General features: G+C 40.2%; 21 protein-coding genes, 1 other RNA gene and 1 pseudogene. 15 read left to right on the top strand and 8 right to left on the bottom strand.

What is annotated here, in order from left to right; translation table 11 throughout:
• Positions 1-43: 43 nt before the first annotated feature.
• From E0E32_RS02430 to E0E32_RS02410, 5 genes and pseudogenes are all read right to left on the bottom strand, one after another.
• On the bottom strand, positions 44-607 hold the full coding sequence (locus tag E0E32_RS02430; protein ID WP_130858862.1) for an HAD-IA family hydrolase: 564 nt from the start codon (positions 605-607) through the stop codon (positions 44-46).
• A 29-nt stretch (positions 608-636) separates the two neighbouring features.
• The gene (locus tag E0E32_RS02425; RefSeq protein ID WP_130858861.1) at positions 637-1,092 is read right to left on the bottom strand and encodes a DinB family protein; all 456 of its coding nucleotides are present in this window, start codon (positions 1,090-1,092) and stop codon (positions 637-639) included.
• Between the two features lie 14 nt (positions 1,093-1,106).
• A pseudogene (locus tag E0E32_RS02420) lies at positions 1,107-1,535 on the bottom strand (DUF4277 domain-containing protein); the annotation flags it as partial.
• 340 nt (positions 1,536-1,875) lie between these two features.
• Entirely contained in the window at positions 1,876-2,568 is a 693-nt protein-coding gene (locus E0E32_RS02415; RefSeq protein ID WP_066195156.1) for a DUF6612 family protein, read from the bottom strand.
• Between the two features lie 505 nt (positions 2,569-3,073).
• Positions 3,074-3,526, bottom strand: a complete 453-nt coding sequence (locus E0E32_RS02410; RefSeq protein ID WP_130858858.1) for a nucleoside deaminase — start codon at positions 3,524-3,526, stop codon at positions 3,074-3,076.
• A 349-nt stretch (positions 3,527-3,875) separates the two neighbouring features.
• Between E0E32_RS02410 and E0E32_RS02405 the strand changes: the two genes are divergently transcribed.
• From E0E32_RS02405 to E0E32_RS02370, 8 genes are all read left to right on the top strand, one after another.
• Positions 3,876-4,514, top strand: a complete 639-nt coding sequence (locus tag E0E32_RS02405) for an HAD family hydrolase (protein ID WP_286171657.1) — start codon at positions 3,876-3,878, stop codon at positions 4,512-4,514.
• 303 nt (positions 4,515-4,817) lie between these two features.
• Positions 4,818-5,843, top strand: coding sequence for a LacI family DNA-binding transcriptional regulator (locus E0E32_RS02400; protein ID WP_130858857.1), 1,026 nt, complete (start codon positions 4,818-4,820; stop codon positions 5,841-5,843).
• Between the two features lie 155 nt (positions 5,844-5,998).
• Positions 5,999-7,309 carry an ABC transporter substrate-binding protein gene (locus E0E32_RS02395; RefSeq protein WP_130858856.1) on the top strand — a complete coding sequence of 437 codons (1,311 nt, stop codon included), beginning with the start codon at positions 5,999-6,001 and terminating at the stop codon, positions 7,307-7,309.
• Positions 7,310-7,359: 50 nt separating this feature from the next.
• Entirely contained in the window at positions 7,360-8,232 is an 873-nt protein-coding gene (locus tag E0E32_RS02390) for a carbohydrate ABC transporter permease (protein WP_130858855.1), read from the top strand.
• A 12-nt stretch (positions 8,233-8,244) separates the two neighbouring features.
• Positions 8,245-9,063, top strand: coding sequence for a carbohydrate ABC transporter permease (locus E0E32_RS02385; RefSeq protein ID WP_130858854.1), 819 nt, complete (start codon positions 8,245-8,247; stop codon positions 9,061-9,063).
• A gap of 33 nt (positions 9,064-9,096) precedes the next feature.
• Positions 9,097-11,037, top strand: a complete 1,941-nt coding sequence (locus tag E0E32_RS02380) for a glycoside hydrolase family 127 protein (protein ID WP_130858853.1) — start codon at positions 9,097-9,099, stop codon at positions 11,035-11,037.
• Between the two features lie 181 nt (positions 11,038-11,218).
• Positions 11,219-11,485: signal recognition particle sRNA large type (gene ffs, locus E0E32_RS02375), an RNA gene on the top strand.
• A 94-nt stretch (positions 11,486-11,579) separates the two neighbouring features.
• Positions 11,580-12,290, top strand: a complete 711-nt coding sequence (locus E0E32_RS02370) for an AraC family transcriptional regulator (protein WP_130858852.1) — start codon at positions 11,580-11,582, stop codon at positions 12,288-12,290.
• 100 nt (positions 12,291-12,390) lie between these two features.
• On the opposite strand, the gene E0E32_RS02365 is transcribed toward E0E32_RS02370, so the two are convergent.
• Positions 12,391-13,782, bottom strand: a complete 1,392-nt coding sequence (locus E0E32_RS02365; RefSeq protein WP_066195127.1) for a Glu/Leu/Phe/Val family dehydrogenase — start codon at positions 13,780-13,782, stop codon at positions 12,391-12,393.
• A gap of 281 nt (positions 13,783-14,063) precedes the next feature.
• Between E0E32_RS02365 and dnaX the strand changes: the two genes are divergently transcribed.
• The 5 genes from dnaX (at position 14,064) to E0E32_RS02340 (ending at position 17,371) form a co-directional block, all read left to right on the top strand.
• Complete coding sequence (gene dnaX / locus E0E32_RS02360) at positions 14,064-15,767, top strand: DNA polymerase III subunit gamma/tau (RefSeq protein ID WP_066195124.1); 1,704 nt, start codon at positions 14,064-14,066, stop codon at positions 15,765-15,767.
• 30 nt (positions 15,768-15,797) lie between these two features.
• The gene (locus tag E0E32_RS02355) at positions 15,798-16,121 is read left to right on the top strand and encodes a YbaB/EbfC family nucleoid-associated protein (RefSeq protein ID WP_066195122.1); all 324 of its coding nucleotides are present in this window, start codon (positions 15,798-15,800) and stop codon (positions 16,119-16,121) included.
• Positions 16,122-16,131: 10 nt separating this feature from the next.
• Positions 16,132-16,728 (top strand): recombination mediator RecR, encoded by a 597-nt coding sequence (gene recR, locus E0E32_RS02350; protein ID WP_066195120.1) that lies wholly within the window; start codon positions 16,132-16,134, stop codon positions 16,726-16,728.
• 16 nt (positions 16,729-16,744) lie between these two features.
• Positions 16,745-16,960, top strand: a complete 216-nt coding sequence (locus E0E32_RS02345; RefSeq protein WP_066195117.1) for a YaaL family protein — start codon at positions 16,745-16,747, stop codon at positions 16,958-16,960.
• Positions 16,961-17,110: 150 nt separating this feature from the next.
• Entirely contained in the window at positions 17,111-17,371 is a 261-nt protein-coding gene (locus E0E32_RS02340) for a pro-sigmaK processing inhibitor BofA family protein (RefSeq protein WP_066195115.1), read from the top strand.
• A 68-nt stretch (positions 17,372-17,439) separates the two neighbouring features.
• Here the strand turns inward: E0E32_RS02340 and E0E32_RS21995 are convergent, their stop codons facing one another.
• Entirely contained in the window at positions 17,440-17,706 is a 267-nt protein-coding gene (locus E0E32_RS21995) for a hypothetical protein (protein WP_165444927.1), read from the bottom strand.
• A 198-nt stretch (positions 17,707-17,904) separates the two neighbouring features.
• Positions 17,905-18,087: a helix-turn-helix transcriptional regulator gene (locus E0E32_RS02335; protein WP_066195104.1), complete on the bottom strand. Its 183-nt coding sequence runs from the start codon at positions 18,085-18,087 to the stop codon at positions 17,905-17,907.
• Between the two features lie 240 nt (positions 18,088-18,327).
• Between E0E32_RS02335 and E0E32_RS02330 the strand changes: the two genes are divergently transcribed.
• Both E0E32_RS02330 and E0E32_RS02325 read left to right on the top strand, forming a co-directional pair.
• The gene (locus E0E32_RS02330; RefSeq protein WP_187374484.1) at positions 18,328-18,942 is read left to right on the top strand and encodes a sugar O-acetyltransferase; all 615 of its coding nucleotides are present in this window, start codon (positions 18,328-18,330) and stop codon (positions 18,940-18,942) included.
• Between the two features lie 42 nt (positions 18,943-18,984).
• Entirely contained in the window at positions 18,985-19,692 is a 708-nt protein-coding gene (locus tag E0E32_RS02325) for an SDR family oxidoreductase (RefSeq protein ID WP_130858851.1), read from the top strand.
• Positions 19,693-20,212: the final 520 nt, after the last annotated feature.

Here is a 20,212-nt window from a genome sequence, read left to right as displayed (position 1 = left end):
ATAAAAAGGGAACTAAAATGATTAATTTTAGTTCCTTGAATACTTATCCATTTATCACACTAAAAAAATCTTTATAGTCGTTAAGATAATAATCGGATCCATGTTCTCTATTTTGAAAGAGACAGGTTTTTAATCCGATTTTTTTAGCAGGAATAATATCTAACATTCGATCACCAACGGCTAAATCAATAGAGTGTTTTTTATGTAGATATTCATAAGAAGCTGGGTTGGGTTTACGCGGAAAATCATCATCACCTGTCACTAGTTCTGTAAAGTATTTTTCCCAACCATAATAATTTAATATTTTCAGAACCTCCTTACGACCACTGTGTGTCATAATTACATTTTTATCGGTATATTTTAATATCTTTTCCACATCTTTAAACGGCTTGAAATCTTCCATTGGTAATTGATTGCTGAGAGAAATAAAAGCTTCTATTTGAGAAGCAGATAATTGAAAATGATTGATAGTATGTGAAAATGAAATTTTTAGATGAGCATATAGGTTATCTTCGGAGATGTCTGGATGTACAATTTGTTTTAATATTTTTGTAAAGACAGGATACGTATCAAAAAGCGTACCATCAAAATCCCATAATATGTTCAATAGAAATTCCTCCCTAAACAAATCATTTATTATTCTGCATTCGCTAAAAAATTCTCGATTTGCTTTACATGATGTGCATCATGTTGAACAAAAATTTTGATAAAGCTTTCAGAAGAAAAAGCTCTCTTACCATTTCCAATCGTAAATCTATCCTTCTTGTCTACTTTTTTAATTTCTTCTAGTATCTCTTTTCTTCTTTCTAGAAACAAATCAATTATTTGTTGAACAGCTTTACCTTCAAGCGATTGAATAGCTTCTTCATTATGGGGATCATGCGCTGGAAAGTTTGGCAGATTTGCTCCGTTACTCATTTGAGATACCATATTATGTAGGTTATAATCATCCCAATAATACATATGACCAATGATTTCTCTGATCGACCAAGCATTTTCCTTTATAGGAGTAATTAATATTTGTTCATCTCCTTCTTTGAGTTTAGAAACTTCACTTATCATTTTCTCATAATCAGTAAATATTTTGCTCATAACAAGGTTCCTCTCGTCACTTTAATGGAGGTTGTATCAAAATGAAGTCTGTCCCAGCTCAAATCGGACACAACTTCCTGAATGCCTTGGACAGCTTGGATATAAACCTTTTCCAAATCTGCAGCGTGGAGGGCATCCAGCGCTCTTCCAAGTGCATCATCATTAAAATCGTTGGCCTTTCTCCCCGAACCGAATAACAATTCAACATCCTGCCGTTCATAGAACCCCTCTACCTTGTAAAGGGCTTTCCGATCCGTCAGTTGATTGATGATAATTGCAGCGATGCGGGTACCAACGGACGCCTTATAATCTTCCTTTTTTACAGGGGACAGGCCATCTACTCGGTCGATCAGCCCCAGCTCATTGATTAAGTGACGAATAACAGGAGCTGATCCCACTCGGAATAATTGCATGTCAGAGATTTTTTGAAATGGGTTGTTCAATGTCATCACCTCATTAAACTTGTACTCCCCCTTTTCGATATTTTATGGGGAAAATCCTGCAAAAAAAGATATTTAGCTTTCAAATAGGCGCGGAATATGGGCTTTAATGATTATTCCACATTATTTTGGGGTTGGGCTTAAAGAATATAGTTTAAAAGAGAAAGAAAATAAATTCCCTATGCTTGAGAGATGTCCGGGTTGTCTTTGTGTTGCTCAGAGAAACCTGCATCGGAATGGATATTATTGGCGTTATGGAATAAAGGGCTCTCACCAAAATGTATGGGGGAACAATTGGCTATATTTTGATAATAGCAACCATAGATTTTGGTGTTGAACCATTTTATAAATCTTCGGGTCTTTCAATATCTTCTGTATCATTGATGTTCTGATAATCAAGCTGTTGTGTTAGATTTACCTCCATGTCAGCATTTCCTGCTCGCATGGTATATTCTAACGCAATATTCTCTATATAATAATTATCATTATTGATGTGAAAGACAACCGAAGCGTCCATCACTGCCATCTCTGGTTCAGTTCCGAGATTAAAGCCCCATTCCTCTAACAAATCTGTCGCATCAATTTGATTGCTTGTTTGATATGAAAATTCATATGACTCATCTAATGCTTCAAACGATGTTTCTTCCAAAGGTTCAATGTATTCCAGTACTTGAGCAATTTGTGTATAGTCTACAAAATATAATTCATGCATTTCTTCTACTTGCAATGAGCTTTCTTCCCATTCACTATCCGGTTGCTTTTCATATACTATATCACTGTTATAATATAACTCCATTGAATCTGTCTCATCTTCGCTGTTGTAATCACTAGTGATGTACCCGAGTGTGTTCTGTAAGTCAATGTTGAACACATATTCATCATTTTCTGCCTCATTAGGATTGGCAGTTGTAATATCGAGTGTGTAGTTATTGACTTCCTCACTTGCTGCAATCGTTTCTTCCACAACATCCTCTTCAGACATGGAACACGCTGTCATAAAAAATACAATGCTCAACAGAAAAAACATTTTTTTCATCATTCCAACTCCTCGTATATTATATTTAAGCCCATCTTTTGGACTTATTCATTTACTCATTTGACCTGCAATAATTTCAAAAAAACACTTGGACGTCTTGTGATGTTCCTAGATAATGGTCTTAAGGATCATTTGGGACAATTCTGTTCACTCCTGTGGCCAACCACATTCAAAGACTGTTTCCCAGTGTACGTGCGGACCTTCCTACTCGCAGGCTGTGCACTCTGTCATTCGAACTTGGATGAATAGTAGCTCCAAGGCGGCTTTCGATACAGAGATAGTACTGATACACGAGGTTGCTGATCGGCGTTCACACTAGGGATATCCCGAGGCGTCCAAGATAGGTTCCAATGATTCTAATTTAGAAAGGAGCAGATTTCTAATAAAGTGATGGTTAATTGAACGCATCGAGCCGTTACTGGCGATAGGAACTCCTACTTATCAATATCATTTTCATTGATTTCTTGAAGGGGAAGTCTTACAGCTAGTTACACTGCGGTAAAGACTATTTCCGCTCTTTCCATTGCTCCATTGGATTTTCCTGTCCCTCATCCAAAGGCATCTGTATCATGGAAAGTGCACGTGCTGATTTTGGCTTTTGTATATCGTCATATATCGTTTTTGCTTTCCCTAATCCAGCTTCGACTGCTTCCTCCATAGAGGCGCAGTAAAATACGCTTTCAATCCCGGCGAAATACATTGCTGTTAAACACATCGGGCAAGGCTCGCCGCTTGCGTACATCGTGTAAGTCGATAAATCATTCGTTTGTAATGCTTGCTGTGCTCGTCGCATAGCCAACATTTCTGCATGTCCGCTAATATCATAGGTTTCATGAAGCTCGTTGACCCCTTCAGCTACCGTATGATCATCTTTGACAAGTACTGCACCAAACGGCTGGCCACCGCCTTTTACATTTTCTACAGCTAGATGTACTGCTCGTTCCATAAATTTGTCCATGTTCCTTCGCCTCCTTAACTACTATCGAAAAATAGTAAGTGTATGCCTATTGCTCTATGAAATCTCCCGATCATAAGCTCCCCTGCAGAATAGAGAAACCTGCCGCCTTTCATCAGTCCTGGCGAGAATATATTGAATCAGGCAACACAGTTGCAGCCGTGTTGCTTAGCCAGATGACTATGAAGGACATCACCTGTTAATGTACTTATCTCTAATTGTTCTTTATCTATAGCTATTCCTCCCGTTCGATCGGTTTATTCGACGGAAGTGATTGGTTTAATATATTTGTTATACAAATAATACATCAAGGAATATAATAGAGTCAAAGACATCGTTTAGGAGGAGTATAATGATAAAAACCGCTTTATTTGATTTTGATGGAACCTTAGCCAATACGTTACCTTTATGTTTTGAGGCATTTCAAAACGTTTTTGAAAAATTTGATAACAGAAGTCTTTCAGATGAGGAAATCATCGAGATGTTTGGCCCTTCTGAAACAGGCATTATTAGAGAGAACTTGAGACATAAGAACAAGCAAGAGGCTATTGAACTTTATTATCAAACATATCGAGAGAAACACGGTTATTATGTAAAAGAAAATGACGAGATATTGGATATGATCGTGTATCTAAAAGAAAAGAATGTGCAAGTGGGGATTGTAACTGGTAAAGCAAGGAGAAGCTTAGATCTATCATTAGAATCACTAGGGATGGCTGAACTCTTTGACGAAACCATCACAGGAGATGATGTCATTCATCCTAAACCTCATCCTGAAGGAGTGGTAAAAGCCATGTCTCTATTGGGAGCCAAGAGGGCTGAAACCATCTTTATTGGTGACAGTGAGGCAGATATAGAAGCTGGAGATAGGGCTAATGTTTATACCGCTGGCGTAACATGGTTACCTGACTATGATCCCAATCGTTTTCCAGATAAGACGAATGATATGTTTGATACCGTTTATGAACTGAAACGTATGATAGAAGGATGAAATATAGCTATGTAATGAAGATTTTGATATTTGATGTAGACGGAACGATTTTAGTTGCGGAAAAAGGGATACTACATTCTTTATAAGAAGGGTTAACAGATGAATACGCAAAAAGAAGCTCTGCACAGACCAAAAAATGTTTTAGCCTTACTAGCTAATTAATCTGTATCCATTAAATCTAATGAAAAAGTCAAATCAATGTTGAGATTTAATCATGATTTAACCATTGACACTGAAAGCGTATACATGGTAAGGTGTAAACAACTAATGATTAAACGTTTCATCAGGATGTGATGTGAGAAAATGACAAGCCTAAAGAAGATAGCAGAACAAGCAAATGTCTCTGTCGCAACAGTATCTAATGTGTTAAATAAGCGGGGGAGGGTAGGTGAAGAAACAAGAAAAAAAATCCTGCGGCTGGCAGAGGAGCTGAACTATGCACCTAATCGGGTAGCCAAAAGCTTAAAGATGAATAAATCACAAACCATCGGGGTAATCGTAGAGGACTTATCTGTCTTCAATGCACCAGAAATTATCGATGGTATTAATGCCTATGCCGAGGAACAAGGGTATTCGATTTTGCTTATGAACCTGCGAATGAAGAAGAAAACTGGCCAACAGTATCCAGATGCGGAGGTTTGCAAGAAAGAAGCATTGCCTATGTTTAAAGTGTTGTTAGCAAGCCAGGTAGAAGGAATTATTTATGTAGGTATCCATTTACGTGATGTCCAAGGAATTTTGCCGGAAAGCAATATTCCTATCGTTTATACGTATTGTGATACCTCTCATGCAGAGCATATGTCGGTGAACTATCATGATTGGCAGGCTGCCTACGACGCAGTAACACATTTAATAACAAATGCGTATCAGGATATCGGTGTAATTACAGGGCTTAAGAATTCTGAATCAACGACGCAGCGGTTAAAAGGATTTAAGCAGGCGTTACAGGATAATCAGCTAGTGGAACAGGAGCAATGGATAAAGAATGGAGATTGGTCCTTTGTTTCGGGTTATGAGCAGGGTAAGTCTTTATTGGGAAAAAATGAGAAACCTCAGGCCGTTTTTGCAATGAATGATGCAATGGCAGCAGGTGTGTTGAAGGTTGCTGCAGAGATGGGATTACAAGTACCACAGGATGTGGCGATTATTGGGTTTGATAATATCGAAGCCGCTGAATATCTAACACCAAGGTTAACTACAGTTAGTTTACCACTAAATGAAATGGGGCGGCAGTCCATTGGTATGTTATTAAAACAGATCAACGGTGCCCCGATTCAGCAAAAGAAAGTTCGCTTGCAATGCCAATTAATTTGCCGGGAAAGCAGTTAGACTTTTTAAATCCTTTGATTAAACGTTTAATCAAAATTAGAGGGGGTGGTATCGAACGTTATGTCGCAGAAACAGTTAAACAAGTGATTCAGTATGTTCTTCTCACCTAGAAACAGCAGAATGTAAAAATCTGTAACAAAGAGGAGATGTAAATCATGAAAAGGAATAATGTCACTTATTTTTTGTTATCTCTATTGGCAATGATCATGATTATTCTAACGGCTTGTAGTCAAGAAGATGCGCTCGATGGGCAAGACGAAGGGGATACGTCAGATAGTGGAGCAAATGGCGATGCACAGGTGATTCATATGGCAAAATTAGAATCGGATCCTAACGGCATGATGGAGGCAGCCAGGCAACGCTTTAATGAAGAACATGAAGATATGCAGGTGGAATTTGTGGAAATGTCTAATGACGCCTCACAAATGCATGATCAGACCGTTACCCAATTATCAGCAGAATCAGATAACCTTGATATTGTGAATATGGATGTGGTATGGACGGCAGAATTTGCGGAAGCAGGCTGGATTGAGCCACTGGATGATCAATTTACCGAAGAGATGCAGTCAGAGTTTATTGAACGTCAAGTGGATGCGATGACGTATGATGGTCATGTCTGGGCGGTGCCGTGGTTTAATGACTTACACCCTTTGTGGTATAGAACGGACCTGTTAGAAAAGTATGGATTCGAGGTACCGGATACGTATGAAGAAGCAGTCGACATAGCGAAGACGATACAAGAAGAAGAAGGTATTCAAGGCTTTAGTATGCACTGGGGACGTGCGGAACAATTGATTGTTAGCTTTACGGAATTTTTGCATGCGAATAATGGGAACTTTTTCGACGAGGATGGAAGCGTTGTCATTGATAGTCCAGAGGCAGTAGAGGCCCTTCAATTTATGATGGATATGATCGAGGAAGGCATTGTATCCCCTGCTGCAATCGGAAATACAACGCCAGAGGATGCAAGGATTCCATTTACTCAGGGGCAGGCGATGTTTCACCCGAATTGGGGTTATGTATATACCGAGAATCAATCCGATGATTCCCCTGTAAAGGATAAGACGTGGGTTGCTAGTAACCTTGCTTTTGAAGGGGGGCAAAAAGCAAATGCTGTAGGGGGCTGGAATTTTGCTATTTCTACTAATGCAAAGGATAAAGAGGCGGCTTGGGAAGTGATTGAGTGGTTTACGTCTTTTGAAAATCAGAAAGAAGTGCTGCTTGGCGGTGGTCAGGTCGGTACACGGCTTGCCTTATATGAAGATCCCGAGGTATTAGAATCAAATCCGCAATTAGAAGAATATTTAGATGTGTTTGAAGACGCTTCTGTACGTCCTTCACACCCACAGTACTCAAGAATTTCAGATATTTCCCAATCTTATATTCACCAAGCACTATCTGGTGATTTAACGGCAGAAGAAGCGATCAGTCAGTTAGCGGATGAATTGGAACAGGTGGAACAATAAAAATAACAGGTGCCGCATGTAGCGGTACCTGTTATAGGGAGTGATGGAATATGAGATACAGAGCCCTGCCATATATGTTGTTGTTGCCAGTTTTCACTATGATTATTTTGATCGTATTTATTCCTTTAGTGACAACCATCATCTATAGTTTCCAATCTTACCGGCTGACAGATCCAGACGCCCAGTCGACTTTTGTAGGGCTGGATAATTATTGGACGATTTTGCAGGATGGCCGATTTATTTCTTCATTGGTAACGGGCTTTATTTACATTGCTGGAAGTGTAATTGGCATGCTAATTTTAGGTCTGCTCACTGCGCAGCTTGCAAATCAGGCCTTTAAAGGGCGTTCACTATTTCGCGCCTCTATCTTATTACCTTGGGCAGTTGCCCCAGTAGTTGCAGCCCAAGCATGGAAATTTATGTTTGAAACGGATTTTGGCATTGTGAACTATATATTGGAGAAAATGGGGCTGATTGAGCGAAGTATCCCTTGGCTGGTGTCTACAGACCACGCAATGTTTAGTGTGATTCTAACGAATATTTGGAAAACAACCCCGCTATTGACGCTTATTATTGTATCAGGTTTGCAAACCATCTCCAGGGAATTATATGAAAGTGCAGATATTGATGGCGCAGGGGCTTTGAAGAAGTATTATTATATTACGTTTCCTCTGATCCGGCCATTTGTTGCTATGGGTTTAATTTTTACTACCCTGCAGACGATCAATGTAATTGATATTGTGTATGTCATGACGGGTGGTGGACCTGGTGAGGCGACGGAGATATTCACCTTATACAATTATAAAGTATTCTTCCAATACCTTGACTTTGGATTAGGAGGAGCAATGGCTGTTCTAGGTGTTGTTTTAGTAGGTATTCTCATCTTTTTGTACGCAAGAAGCATGAATAAGCAGTATAGCTAGGGGGTACTTCTGATGAAGAAAAAATGGAAAGTATGGTTTTGGCTAGCTTTAATGGTTGTCGTTTTTATTAATATTGTGCCCTATATTTGGACGATCATTACGTCGTTAAAGCAGCAAAATGAGATTTTTAATGTCAAGATATGGCCAGAAAGCTTTTTCCTGGAAAATTATCGACAAGTGCTCTTTGAAAGCGATTTTCTAAGAAACGTTTGGAATAGTTTTGTCGTTTCCAGTGTGACAGCGATTATTTGTATTATAATTGGTGTACCAGCGGCTTACTCCTTTGCACGATTGCAATTTCGTTTAAAAAATACGTTGTTTATGCTGATTTTGTTTATGACTATTTTTCCAGGAATTTTTATTATCAGTCCGTTATTTAGTTTTTTAAGGAGTATAGGTGCAATTGATACGTATTTCGCTTTAATACTACCTTACATTGCCTACTTCACGCCTTTGGTTGTCTGGATTTTAACAGGCTTTTTCCGTACCATTCCGAATGCGATCGAAGAAGTGGCAATTATTGATGGATGTAGTATTCCGAAATTAATTTGGAAAATTGTCTTGCCCTTATCGATACCAGGAATTATTACGGTTGGGATCATTTCCTTTACCTTGTCATGGAATGAGTTCTTGTTTGCCTTGATTTTTACATCTTCCGGCAGTGCTCGTACCGTACCAGTCGCCATCTCACAATTTCAAGGGGTGCATTCTTTGAACTGGGGACAAATGACAGCGGCTGCGATTGTGGCAACGATTCCTATTGTATTGATATCTATTTTACTACAAAAACATATCATCAGCGGACTAACGGCAGGTGCAATTAAAGAGTAATCAAACCAAAGAGAAAAGGAGAGGCATATAAACATGAACAACACAACGCTAAATCAAATCCACCCGATTAAACTCGACAATGTCACCATTCAGGACGCGTTTTGGACCAAATGGCAGCGCTTGATAAAGGAATCGATTATTCCTTATCAATGGCGAGCATTAAACGATCAAATACCAGGAGCAGAGCCCAGTCGAACGATCACCAATTTTGAGATAGCTGCTGGCAGGGTCGAGGGTAAGCATTATGGCATGGTATTTCAGGACAGTGATCTATATAAATGGATGGAAACTGTTGCCTTTTCGCTTCAATTGGAACGCGACCCAGAGTGGGAGTCGATAATGGATCAGGTAGTTGAATTAATTGGAGAAGCCCAGGAAGAGGATGGCTATCTCAATACGTATTTCACCGTCAATCACCCCGATAAGAAATGGACCAATCTCAAGGATGATCATGAGTTGTACTGTATCGGCCACCTGATTGAAGCGGCGGTAGCCTATTATCAAGCAACGGGAAAAGATCAAATCATAGCTATCGTAAATCGAGCGGTGGATCATATTGCGGAAGTGATCGGCAATGGAGAGGGACAAATCGCTGGTTATCCCGGCCACCCGGAGATTGAGCTTGCCTTAATGAAATTATACCGCGTTACTAATGATGATAAGCATCTACAGCTCTGCCGTTTTTTTATTGAAGAAAGAGGAAAAAGAAATCCGCAGCATTTTTTCGATGAGGAATGTAAGGCGAGAGGAGTAGAGACTGGGAAGGATTATACCTATTATCAGGCGCACAAACCTATCCATGAGCAGACCACTGCCGAGGGACATGCGGTTCGAGCTGTTTATTTGTACAGCGGCATGGCCGATTTGGCAACTGAATTACAAGATCAAGACTTATTAGACATCTCCCGCACTCTATGGGAGAACACGGTGAACAAGCGGATGTATATTACCGGGGGGATTGGTTCTTCATCTTTCGAGGAGCGGTTTACTGTCGATTATGATTTGCCCAATGATCGGGCTTATACGGAAACTTGTGCGTCGGTTGCTATGATTATGTGGGCGCAGCGCATGGTACAAATCGAAGCAGATGCCGACTATACGGATGTATTAGAACGTGTCCTATATAATGGTGCATTAAGTGGTATTGCCTTAGATGGACAGTCCTATTTTTATGTAAACCCACTGGAGGTATGGCCGCATACGGCGAACTACAGACAGGATATGGATACCATTATGCCTGTCCGGCAGCCATGGTTCGGCTGTGCCTGCTGTCCGCCTAATATTGCCAGATTGCTGGCCTCGCTTGGACAGTATGTGTATTCAGCTAATGAAGAAGAGTTGTATGTGCATTTGTATATAAGCGGTGAAACGGAATGTGTGATGAATGGCAGTACTACAAAGGTTATGCAGCAATCTAACTATCCTTGGGATGGGAATATTGATGTAGAGATAGCAACCGAGCAGCCTAACTCATTTACACTTGCCTTACGTCTGCCTGGTTGGTGTAGGAACTATGATCTTAGGGTGAATGGAGAGTCAATAGCCGCGCCAATGGAAAAAGGTTATCTAATAATCAACAGGGTTTGGAATCAAGGTGATCAAATTACTTTAGCATTAGATATGCCAGTAGAAGTTGTTCGCTCCCATCCAAACGTCCGAGCAAATGCAGGGAAGATTGCCCTACAGCGTGGCCCGATCGTCTATTGCTTGGAAGAAAAGGATAATGGTGCGAACTTGCAGGATCTCCAAGTGGATAGTAATCAAATTTTCAAGATAAAGAAAGAAGATGAACTGTTAGGTGGTGTAGTGGTCGTGGAAGGAATCGGGAAGCAAACCGATCAGCGAGAGATACCATCTACTTTGTATTCAACAGTCAAGGCTCCGCTTGTGGAAAAGGAGATAAGGGCGATTCCTTATTATGCTTGGAGTAACCGTGGAGAAAATGAAATGACGGTTTGGATAAGGGAAGCTTAAATCTTGGATATTTAATCTGGAAAAAGGGTCCTATAAAGTGATTCATCTATTCCCTTTATAGGATTCCGGTTATTGATAAAAAACAGATCATTTAGAGGTATGCATTGCATTTTTACGAAAAACAGGTTATACTAATTATTGCGCTTCTAATCGAGCGCAACAAAATATGTTTTCAAACTTGCCGTGCTAGGTGGGGAGGTAGCGGTGCCCTGTACTCGCAATCCGCTAGAGCGAGACTGAGTTGCCTTGCTAAGGTGTCGTTATTTTACGGTCTGCCTTAAGGGAGTAGTGTTGACGCTCGGGTCCTGCGCAACAGGAACTCGTGAACCATGTCAGGTCCGGAAGGAAGCAGCATTAAGCGAATCCTCCTGTGTGCCGCGGGGAAACCTGGGTCTAGCTATGAACTTGAGTAACGCGTAAGGTGACGCCATCGAGGCTTGGCGCACGGCTTTATACATAACATCAAACGCTTGTAGCGATCTACAAGCGTTTTTTTTATATATTTTACTAAAAAAAGTTGAGCGCTATCAAAGGAGATTAAAATGGATATTTCTCAAAAAGAAGAAGTGGAACGTTTACGGCGTGAGCGAAAGGAATGGTTTGGTCACAATGCCCTTCATATCTTAAATGGTCAAGCGATGTATCAGGCGTTTTTATCTAACCAACTAATCCGTGATTCTGATTACTTGCCATTCAATGAAGCTATGTGTGTTCATCCAACAACTAAAGAGGTTTTTACCGATGCATTTATCGATATTCGAGCCAAGGGACATCAAAGCTACATCGCTGATTATCGTAAACAGGTGATGAAGCCATTAGAGCCTCTTTTTGAGAGAAGGTACCAATACATCGTTTTATGGTTTGGCGAGGATATGTTTTGTCAAATGAAGTTGCTTACATTACTTGCTTATTTAGAGCAATCAAGCTATCAAGGGAAAGTCATTTTAAATCGTTTTACAGAGAGCGGTCCATTTAAAGTCGATCAACAGGAACTTGAATTAGGGAAGTATGCTACTGCTTATGAAGAGGTATTGATTAATCAAAGCAGACCATCAGTAGAATTACCGGCACTTATGATTCAGGCGATAAATATTTATCTGGCTATACACGAGAATACACACCCAGCTATAAAGTATATTGCTCAACATAAACATCTACCAATAACAGAACTTGTTAATCAATTACTTGCGCATTTTCCTGAAATAGGATATGGTGATGTGCAGTATAACGAGTTAATTAATAAAAATAGCTGAAGTCGCACACCATCTTCATATTTTTTGTATTACATCTACCTCACCCCAAAACCCCACCTGTTTACAACAAGGTGGGAGGGCGAGGCTTCGTACTTTTCGATCAATAAAGCTTCCCATGACGATACAACAAGGTAGTTAAGCGTTCTAAAGCTATTTGGTAACAAGTATATCTCATGGTACGTGTGTCGGAAAGGAAGTAGGTATCATACGTATGTTGAAAAGTAGTTGTCATTTGATCAGACATATCTTTTACGATTTCTTCCTCGGAAAAGGTATGCGCTACCCGGCTTTGTTTCCATTCCAGATAAGAAACGATCACGCCGCCAGCGTTTGCCAGAATATCTGGTATGACAATATTTCCTTTACTTTCGAGGTATTGAGTTGCCTCTGTTGAAATAGGTGCATTGGCTCCTTCTACTAACAATTTGGCTTTTACTTGGTCCATATTATCTTTGTGAACCTGTCCTTCTACGGCAGCAAATGCGAGGGTGTCGCAATCAATGGTAATTATGTCATCCGGCTCCATGAGCTCGGCTTCAATACCTGCTTCTTTCAGTTCTTCGGTATTTTTCGGCAGATCCTTGCTGGTCTTGGTGAATTCCGTCAGAGCAGGTATATTCAAACCATCTGGCTGATAAAGGGTTGTCGCATGATCGGATACAGCAACAATCGTATAATGACCATGTCTGTAAGCCTCTTGAGCTACCACACTACCGACATTACCGAATCCTTGTATAGCAACGCGAAGTTTTTCACCTTGCTTAGCTTTCTGTCGCAGTTCCTCAAGTACTTGCCATTGTTTCGAGCGTTTGATATATTGCTTATTGGTGTGACGTTCAGACCACTGATCTATTAACCAGGAAAAGCTTAAGAAAACCCCTCTGCCCGTAGCCTCTCTCCGTCCTCTAGCTCCACCGTTTAAGACGCTTTTTCCGGTGAATGATCCGGAATAGGGCATGCCAGGGCTGATCGTCTTGTATTCTCCTACCATCCAATCAATAATCTGTTCATTAGTCCCGAGGTCAGGTGCTGGTATATCTTGGTTAGGGCCGATATCACGTAAGAAGTTCTGTACATATTTTTTGCTGATGAGGTTGAGCTCTTTTTCAGATACAGAACGTGGATTGATATGAACGCCGCCCTTTGCTCCACCAAAAGGTAATTGATGTAAGGCGTTTTTCAGTGTCATGAGAATGGCCAGGTTTTCGACCTCTTCTTCTGTTACCACTTCACTGAATCGAATACCACCCTTATAATACCCACTGATATTATTATGCTGTACACGATAGGCTGGAATGCGGACGATGCCATTGTCTTCAGTAGAGACTCTGATATAACATTTAATGATTTTATCGGTGGTTTTAATAATTTCTTTGGCAGACATACAAATATGGTGCCGGTCTTCTTGATTGGAGATTCCTAAAAAATTTTCCTGATGACTCAAATTGGTCATCACAGATTCAATTAATGCTCGTGTTTCTTTTCTTTCCAACGATAATTCCTCCTCTTAACCTTTTAAAAGTAAGCGCTACCACGAAAGTACAATAACTAAGGCCTCCATGTCAATCAAAAGGGTGTGGGTCATACGATCTATTAAAAAAGGGCATTAGAAATATATGCATGAGAAAAAAATCAATGCGTTTATTCCTCGCTTAATTATATTTATCACCGTATTGGCCCTTACTAATAGCAGTCTCACTTTATGCTCGTTTTTCCAGTGTGAATTTGCTACAATATAATAATGAGGAAATTATTTAGTGAAGGGGAGCAATTATGGGCTATCAAGCATTATATCGCGTCTGGCGTCCAAAGAATTTCGAAGATGTAGTAGGACAAGTACACATTACCCGCACCTTGCAAAATGCGATTATGCAAAATAAGTTTACCCATGCTTACCTTTTTTCAGGACCACGAGGTACTGGTAAGACAAGTGCTGCCAAAATTTTTGCCAAGGCGGTCAACTGCCAAAATGGTCCCGATCTGGAGCCGTGTAATCAATGTGACGCCTGTAAAGGAATACAAGATGGCTCGATTGCAGATGTTGTGGAAATTGATGCTGCCTCTAATAATGGAGTGGAACAAATTCGTGATATTCGTGACAAAGTGAAATATGCACCGAGCGTGGTGAGCTATAAGGTATATATCATAGATGAGGTGCATATGCTGTCTATTGGCGCCTTCAATGCCTTGCTTAAAACGTTGGAGGAGCCGCCAAAGCATGTTATTTTCATTTTAGCAACGACGGAACCACACAAGATCCCATTGACAATTATATCTAGGTGTCAGCGCTTTGACTTTAAGCGAATTTCACAAGCTGCCATGGTCGATCGCATGAAAAAAATCGTGGAAGCGGAAGAAATCGCGGTATCGGATGAGGCTTTAGAAGCGGTAGCACTCTCTGCGGAAGGCGGTATGCGAGATGCGCTTAGTTTATTAGATCAAGCGGTATCCTATAGTGAAGATCAAGTGGAAATAGATGATGTCTTGGCCGTGACTGGCTCAGTTTCACAGACCAAGCTGGCCAATGTAGTAAAGGCGATGCAGGAAAATGAGGTTAACCAGTCGATTATGGAGATTGACCAACTGATACAAGAAGGAAAAGATCCCGGTCGTTTTGTCTTTGATCTGATTTATTATTTGCGTGATATCCTGTTATATCAGACGGCTCCATCTTTGAAAGATGTCTTGGAGCGGGCGATTGTGGATGATACCTTTGAACAATTAGCAGCACAGCTGGAAGCGGATTGGATTCAACAGGCGATTAAGGAATTAAACCAGTGCCAGCAAGAGATAAGGTGGACGAACAGTCCGAAGGTATTTATTGAAGTGAGCATTTTGAAGATTTGTCATCAAGGCCAAATCAGGCAAGTGCCAGCACAGATTCCACAAGTTGATCAATTGAATGAGCGGATCAGCCAACTGGAGCAACAGCTGCAACAATTACAAAAGCAGCCTTCCCAGCCGCAAACGGAACAAAGGCCACAGCAGCCACAGCAAAAACGAAGCAACACGTCGTCACGCAATAGCTATAAGGTGCCATACGACCGTATTCGTCATGTGCTGAATGAGGCATCTAAACCGGCTATTCAGAAGGTGCGCAGCCAGTGGTCCGTGTTTATGGAGGCCTTAAAAAGACAAAGCGCTCCAGCCCATGCGACCATTCAGAATAGTAAGCCGAGTGCAGCTTCCGATGAGGTTGTTATTATCGCTTTTCGATATGAAATACACTGTTCGCTTGCATTAGAGCATAAACAAACGATAGAATTAATGTTAGCAGAAACAATGGGTCAGCAGTTTACGTTTATTCCGATTCCTGAATCAGAATGGACTAGCTTGCGGGAAGAATATGTACGGAAGCAAAAACAGTCAGAAGACCCGACTCAGCAAGAAGAATCGTCCGCAGAAGAGGCAGGCGACCCAGTAGTTGATGCCGCAAGAAAACTGGTTGGCGATGATTTACTGGAAATACACGATTAAAAATAATAGATATTCTTAGGAGGTATGGCCATGCGTGGTGGAGGAAATATGAACAAGATGATGAAACAAATGCAGAAAATGCAGAAAGACATGATGAAAGCACAGGAAGAATTACAGGAAATGACGTTCGAAGCAACTGCTGGCGGCGGCATGGTAAAGGTAGTGGCAAATGGAAAGAAAGAAATTGTTGATATTGAGATTAACGAAGAAGTAGTAGATCCAGATGATGTGGAAATGCTGCAGGATCTTATCATTGCCGCAACGAATGAAGTACTGAATGAAGTAGAAGAAACAACCAATGACAAGATGGGTAAATTCACACAAGGATTAAATTTACCTGGAGGTATGTTCTAGGAGGGTTCTTATGTATTATCCTGAACCAATATCAAAGCTGATCGACAGCTTTACCAAATTGCCAGGAATCGGTCCCAAAACCGCCGTGCGCCTGGCTTTTTTTGTCCTAAGTATGAAGGAAGACGATGTGTTGGATTTTGCCAAGGCATTAGCGAATGCGAAGCGTGAACTGACACATTGTAGTGTGTGTGGTCATATTACCGATACGGACCCTTGTCCGATTTGTCAGGATGAGACACGTGATTCATCGGTCATCTGTGTCGTGCAAGACCCGAAAGATGTAATCGCTATGGAGAAGATGAAAGAGTTTAACGGTAAATATCACGTCTTGCATGGCGCGATTTCTCCAATGGATGGTATCGGCCCAGAAGATATTAATGTTCCTTCCTTGATCAATCGATTAAAGGATGAAGAGGTTAAAGAACTGATCCTTGCTACCAATCCTAACATCGAAGGAGAGGCGACAGCGATGTACATTTCACGACTAGTTAAGCCTTCCGGTATCAAAACGACAAGGATTGCCCACGGCCTCCCGATGGGTGGAGATTTGGAATATGCAGACGAGGTCACTTTATCCAAGGCATTAGAAGGAAGAAGAGAAGTATAAATAGTAGGTGAGACATATGTTTCGTTCAAAGAAAGTGAAAAAATCAGAAATGGATCAGGAATTGCTGGACCAAATTTTCCGTGCACGAGAGGAATGGTCTTATCTGGAGGATATCATGAGTCGCAGTATTGAGCCAACAGAACAAGGACAGTTTGATTTAGCGGTTACCAAAGCGAAATATTTTTATTTACTAAGAGAAGCAAAGGTTCAGAACTTATCAGCCATAAAGTGAATGTTGAACCAATTGAGCTGTTACTGGCTATTAGATTACAGCTAGTTACATTACGATAAAATAACCCCTCTCGCCATGTGAGGGGTATATTTGGCTGGCTTGTCTCATATAGATAGAGTATGATTTCTATAGAAAAGAGGAGACAAGCTTATGAATTGGTGGATTATCATTGGGATTGTCGTCTTGATTGGCTTGTTGCTGGTAAAAGGTTTGCCAGTCAACCTAATCCGTGGGAGCGGGCGACTTGTCATGAAGATTACTATTGGGGTCGTATTTTTGTTTGTTTGCAATTTGATTGGTGCGTCGTTTGGTCTATATGTACCAATTAACCTTTTTACAGCAGGCATTGCTGGGGTGTTAGGTATTCCAGGGGTAGCATGTTTGACGGTGTTGCATTTTTGGGTGATATAAGTAGTAGTAGTGCTAATAGGAATGTTTATCGGCCAAGAGCTATTCTTGGCCTTTTTGTTGTCGTTTTTTCATAACAACTCTTTATTTTTCTCGTACGATTGTTTTAAGGAAATAAAGTCAAATACAAAGGAGACAATGCCAACGCTTATTGTCAATCCTATAAAGTCAATCCAGCTTACACCGCCGGATAGCAAGGTATACATCAGATAAAGCAATCCAAAGGTAACAACAAAGGAAACGGTTCTGGATAAAAGTGCCCTTATTTCTTTTTTATAGTGTTTTTCTGTCACAACATCAGTATATTCGATTCCTGATAGTATATATCTTCCTACCATATTAAGAGAGAAAAATCGCGATACCAGAGAATAAACCAAGCACCTGTATCTAAGTCTATAAAATAATGGGTGATTAACATGATGCCTAGATAAAGCAGCAGTATGGTCGCACCTTCAGCGAAAAAAATACAGTATTTTCTTTATACTCATCTTCGGGCATAAAAAAAGATATCCATGATTTCATTATTCTTCAACCTCCTAAAATAATTCATCTAATGTTTTATCAAGCTCATTTGCTATTGCTATACAAAGCTGTAGCGTAGGGTTATATTCCCCTTTCTCGATCAAACCAATCGTCTGCCTCGTTACACCTACTCGTTTTGCTAATTGTTGCTGGGTTATAGACGTTTTTACACGGGTTATTTTCACATTATTTCTCATTTGCTTAACCTACTTTATTGAGTGCAATATATAAATTGCTTTTGTTAATTATATCTGACATTATTAAGTAGCGAAAATCAACGGGAGTCACTTTAAAAATAACGTTATTCTTGTGTCTGGTCTATGTAACATACACTTCTAATGTCTTGTAGTTAAGTTGATGTAAAGTATAATGAAGTTAGAGAGATAAATAGAATTCCCCCTTTCATGTTCGACAAACAAAAATAGGAGTGAATGCATATGACCATTAAGGAAAAAATGAAAAACGGAGAGTTGTATTATTGTAATGATGAAGATCTAATGAAAGAACAGGTGCAATGCTTAGACGTATTATATGACTTTAACCATACTAGACCTTCTGAAGTGGAGAAGAGAGCAGAACTCTTAGATAAATTGTTTGCCAAGGTAGGCACTAATGTTTATATTGAACCACCACTTCATGCCAATTGGGGGAGACATACACATGTTGGAAACGATGTCTATGCCAATTTCAACCTGACGTTGGTAGATGACACGGATATTCATATAGGAAATAACGTATTAATCGGCCCTAATGTGACGATTGACGCCGGGACGCATCCGATTCATCCAGAATTGCGGAGAAAAGCAGCACAATACAACCTTCCAGTGGTAGTGGAGAATAATGTATGGATTGGCGCAGGTGCTATTATCTTACCAGGTGTTCGTATTGGGGAAAATACTGTGATTGGTGCCGGAAGTGTGGTTACAAAAGATCTTCCAGCAAACGTGGTGGCAGTCGGCAGCCCATGCAAGATCATGAGGGAAATTAATGAGAATGACATGAAATATTATAATAAAGACAAGGAAATTGATGAAGGGATCCACTTTAGTTAACAATGAATAGATACATATGCGATATCAAAGGAGGATGTAAAAATGGATTTATTACAAGGTAAAACAGCGATCATTACAGGAGCAAGCAGTGGGATTGGAGTCGGTATTGCAAAAGAACTTGCTAAAGAGGGCGCCAATGTTGTGTTAGCTGCCCGAAGTAAAGCGAAATTGCTAGAAGTAGAGAAAGAAATAAAAGCAGAAGGTAATGGAAAGGTAGTAACGGCCCAGACGGATGTAACCAATAAACAAGAGATAGAAATCTTAGTTAAAAAAGCGGAAGAAGCCTTCCATCATGTGGATTTTTTAGTGAATAATGCAGGCCAAATGCTTTCCGCTGCTGTTCGTTCAGGGAAAATAGAAGAATGGGAAACGATGATTGACGTTAATATCAAAGGAATGCTTTTTGGTATCCATGCTGTCTTGCCAACTATGCTGGAGCGTTCAAGTGGTCATATTATTAACATCGCCTCTGTTTCAGGTCTGGAAGTAACCAAGGTAAGTACGGTCTATAGTGCAACAAAATTTGCGGTTCGTGCCATTTCTACAGGTTTGGAAAAAGAATTGGCTAGAACAGGAGTCCGTGTAACCAATATTTCACCAGGAATGGTGGACACTGCTATTTCTGGTGTCACTTCATCGAATAATGATCGTAAAAAATTAGAGACACAGGACATAGCAAAAGCAGTGATATATGCGGTAACACAACCAGACTATGTGAACGTAAACGAAATAACCGTTCGTCCAGTTTAAGTAAGAAGCCAGTATAAAAAACATCCCCGTTTAACCAATATTTAAGGATGGAAATGTTTTTGTGTGTCTATCTATATGGAAGGAAATAGATAGCCTCGGAGTGATGTAGAGCCGAGAAAGAAAAATGAGAAAACCAAAATTTCTATCTATGTTTATGGATTTGATGCCGCGGGAAAATATACAATACCGAGAAAGTTTAAACTATTTTAGGAACAATACCGAGAAATATTGAAAAAATCATTGCATTTCCGCAATAGTTATGGCAGAATAAGAAAGTCGCTTTTTAGCGAGTGTTGAACGCACTGAAATGAATGTTTCATAAATTAAAAAAATTATTGACTTCCTTTTAAGTACGTGGTATATTTAAGAGGTCGCTAAAAACGACAGGGTAACACATTGATCATTGAAAACTGAACAAAACAACCAGTATGTGTAAGAAGAAAAGCAAAAAGCTAGCTTGTCAAAAGCGAGCACAAGTACAAACTATATTGAGAGTTTGATCTTGGCTCAGGACGAACGC

Source organism: Gracilibacillus phocaeensis, assembly GCF_900626275.1.
GTDB classification, from domain to species: domain Bacteria; phylum Bacillota; class Bacilli; order Bacillales; family Amphibacillaceae; genus Gracilibacillus; species Gracilibacillus timonensis.
Note: the sequence above shows the minus strand (reverse complement) of the source record. Positions and strands in the feature narration are given on the sequence as shown.

Excerpts from the sequence above, each read along its gene's own strand:
- E0E32_RS02425 (WP_130858861.1), bottom strand. The coding sequence starts at position 1,092 with ATGAGCAAAATATTTACTGATTATGAGAAAATGATAAGTGAAGTTTCT.
- E0E32_RS02415 (WP_066195156.1), bottom strand. The coding sequence starts at position 2,568 with ATGAAAAAAATGTTTTTTCTGTTGAGCATTGTATTTTTTATGACAGCG.
- E0E32_RS02410 (WP_130858858.1), bottom strand. The coding sequence starts at position 3,526 with ATGGACAAATTTATGGAACGAGCAGTACATCTAGCTGTAGAAAATGTA.
- E0E32_RS02405 (WP_286171657.1), top strand. The coding sequence starts at position 3,876 with ATGATAAAAACCGCTTTATTTGATTTTGATGGAACCTTAGCCAATACG.
- E0E32_RS02400 (WP_130858857.1), top strand. The coding sequence starts at position 4,818 with ATGACAAGCCTAAAGAAGATAGCAGAACAAGCAAATGTCTCTGTCGCA.
- E0E32_RS02395 (WP_130858856.1), top strand. The coding sequence starts at position 5,999 with ATGAAAAGGAATAATGTCACTTATTTTTTGTTATCTCTATTGGCAATG.
- E0E32_RS02390 (WP_130858855.1), top strand. The coding sequence starts at position 7,360 with ATGAGATACAGAGCCCTGCCATATATGTTGTTGTTGCCAGTTTTCACT.
- E0E32_RS02385 (WP_130858854.1), top strand. The coding sequence starts at position 8,245 with ATGAAGAAAAAATGGAAAGTATGGTTTTGGCTAGCTTTAATGGTTGTC.
- E0E32_RS02380 (WP_130858853.1), top strand. The coding sequence starts at position 9,097 with ATGAACAACACAACGCTAAATCAAATCCACCCGATTAAACTCGACAAT.
- E0E32_RS02370 (WP_130858852.1), top strand. The coding sequence starts at position 11,580 with ATGGATATTTCTCAAAAAGAAGAAGTGGAACGTTTACGGCGTGAGCGA.
- dnaX (WP_066195124.1), top strand. The coding sequence starts at position 14,064 with ATGGGCTATCAAGCATTATATCGCGTCTGGCGTCCAAAGAATTTCGAA.
- E0E32_RS02355 (WP_066195122.1), top strand. The coding sequence starts at position 15,798 with ATGCGTGGTGGAGGAAATATGAACAAGATGATGAAACAAATGCAGAAA.
- recR (WP_066195120.1), top strand. The coding sequence starts at position 16,132 with ATGTATTATCCTGAACCAATATCAAAGCTGATCGACAGCTTTACCAAA.
- E0E32_RS02345 (WP_066195117.1), top strand. The coding sequence starts at position 16,745 with ATGTTTCGTTCAAAGAAAGTGAAAAAATCAGAAATGGATCAGGAATTG.
- E0E32_RS02340 (WP_066195115.1), top strand. The coding sequence starts at position 17,111 with ATGAATTGGTGGATTATCATTGGGATTGTCGTCTTGATTGGCTTGTTG.
- E0E32_RS21995 (WP_165444927.1), bottom strand. The coding sequence starts at position 17,706 with ATGGTAGGAAGATATATACTATCAGGAATCGAATATACTGATGTTGTG.
- E0E32_RS02335 (WP_066195104.1), bottom strand. The coding sequence starts at position 18,087 with ATGAGAAATAATGTGAAAATAACCCGTGTAAAAACGTCTATAACCCAG.
- E0E32_RS02330 (WP_187374484.1), top strand. The coding sequence starts at position 18,328 with ATGACCATTAAGGAAAAAATGAAAAACGGAGAGTTGTATTATTGTAAT.
- E0E32_RS02325 (WP_130858851.1), top strand. The coding sequence starts at position 18,985 with ATGGATTTATTACAAGGTAAAACAGCGATCATTACAGGAGCAAGCAGT.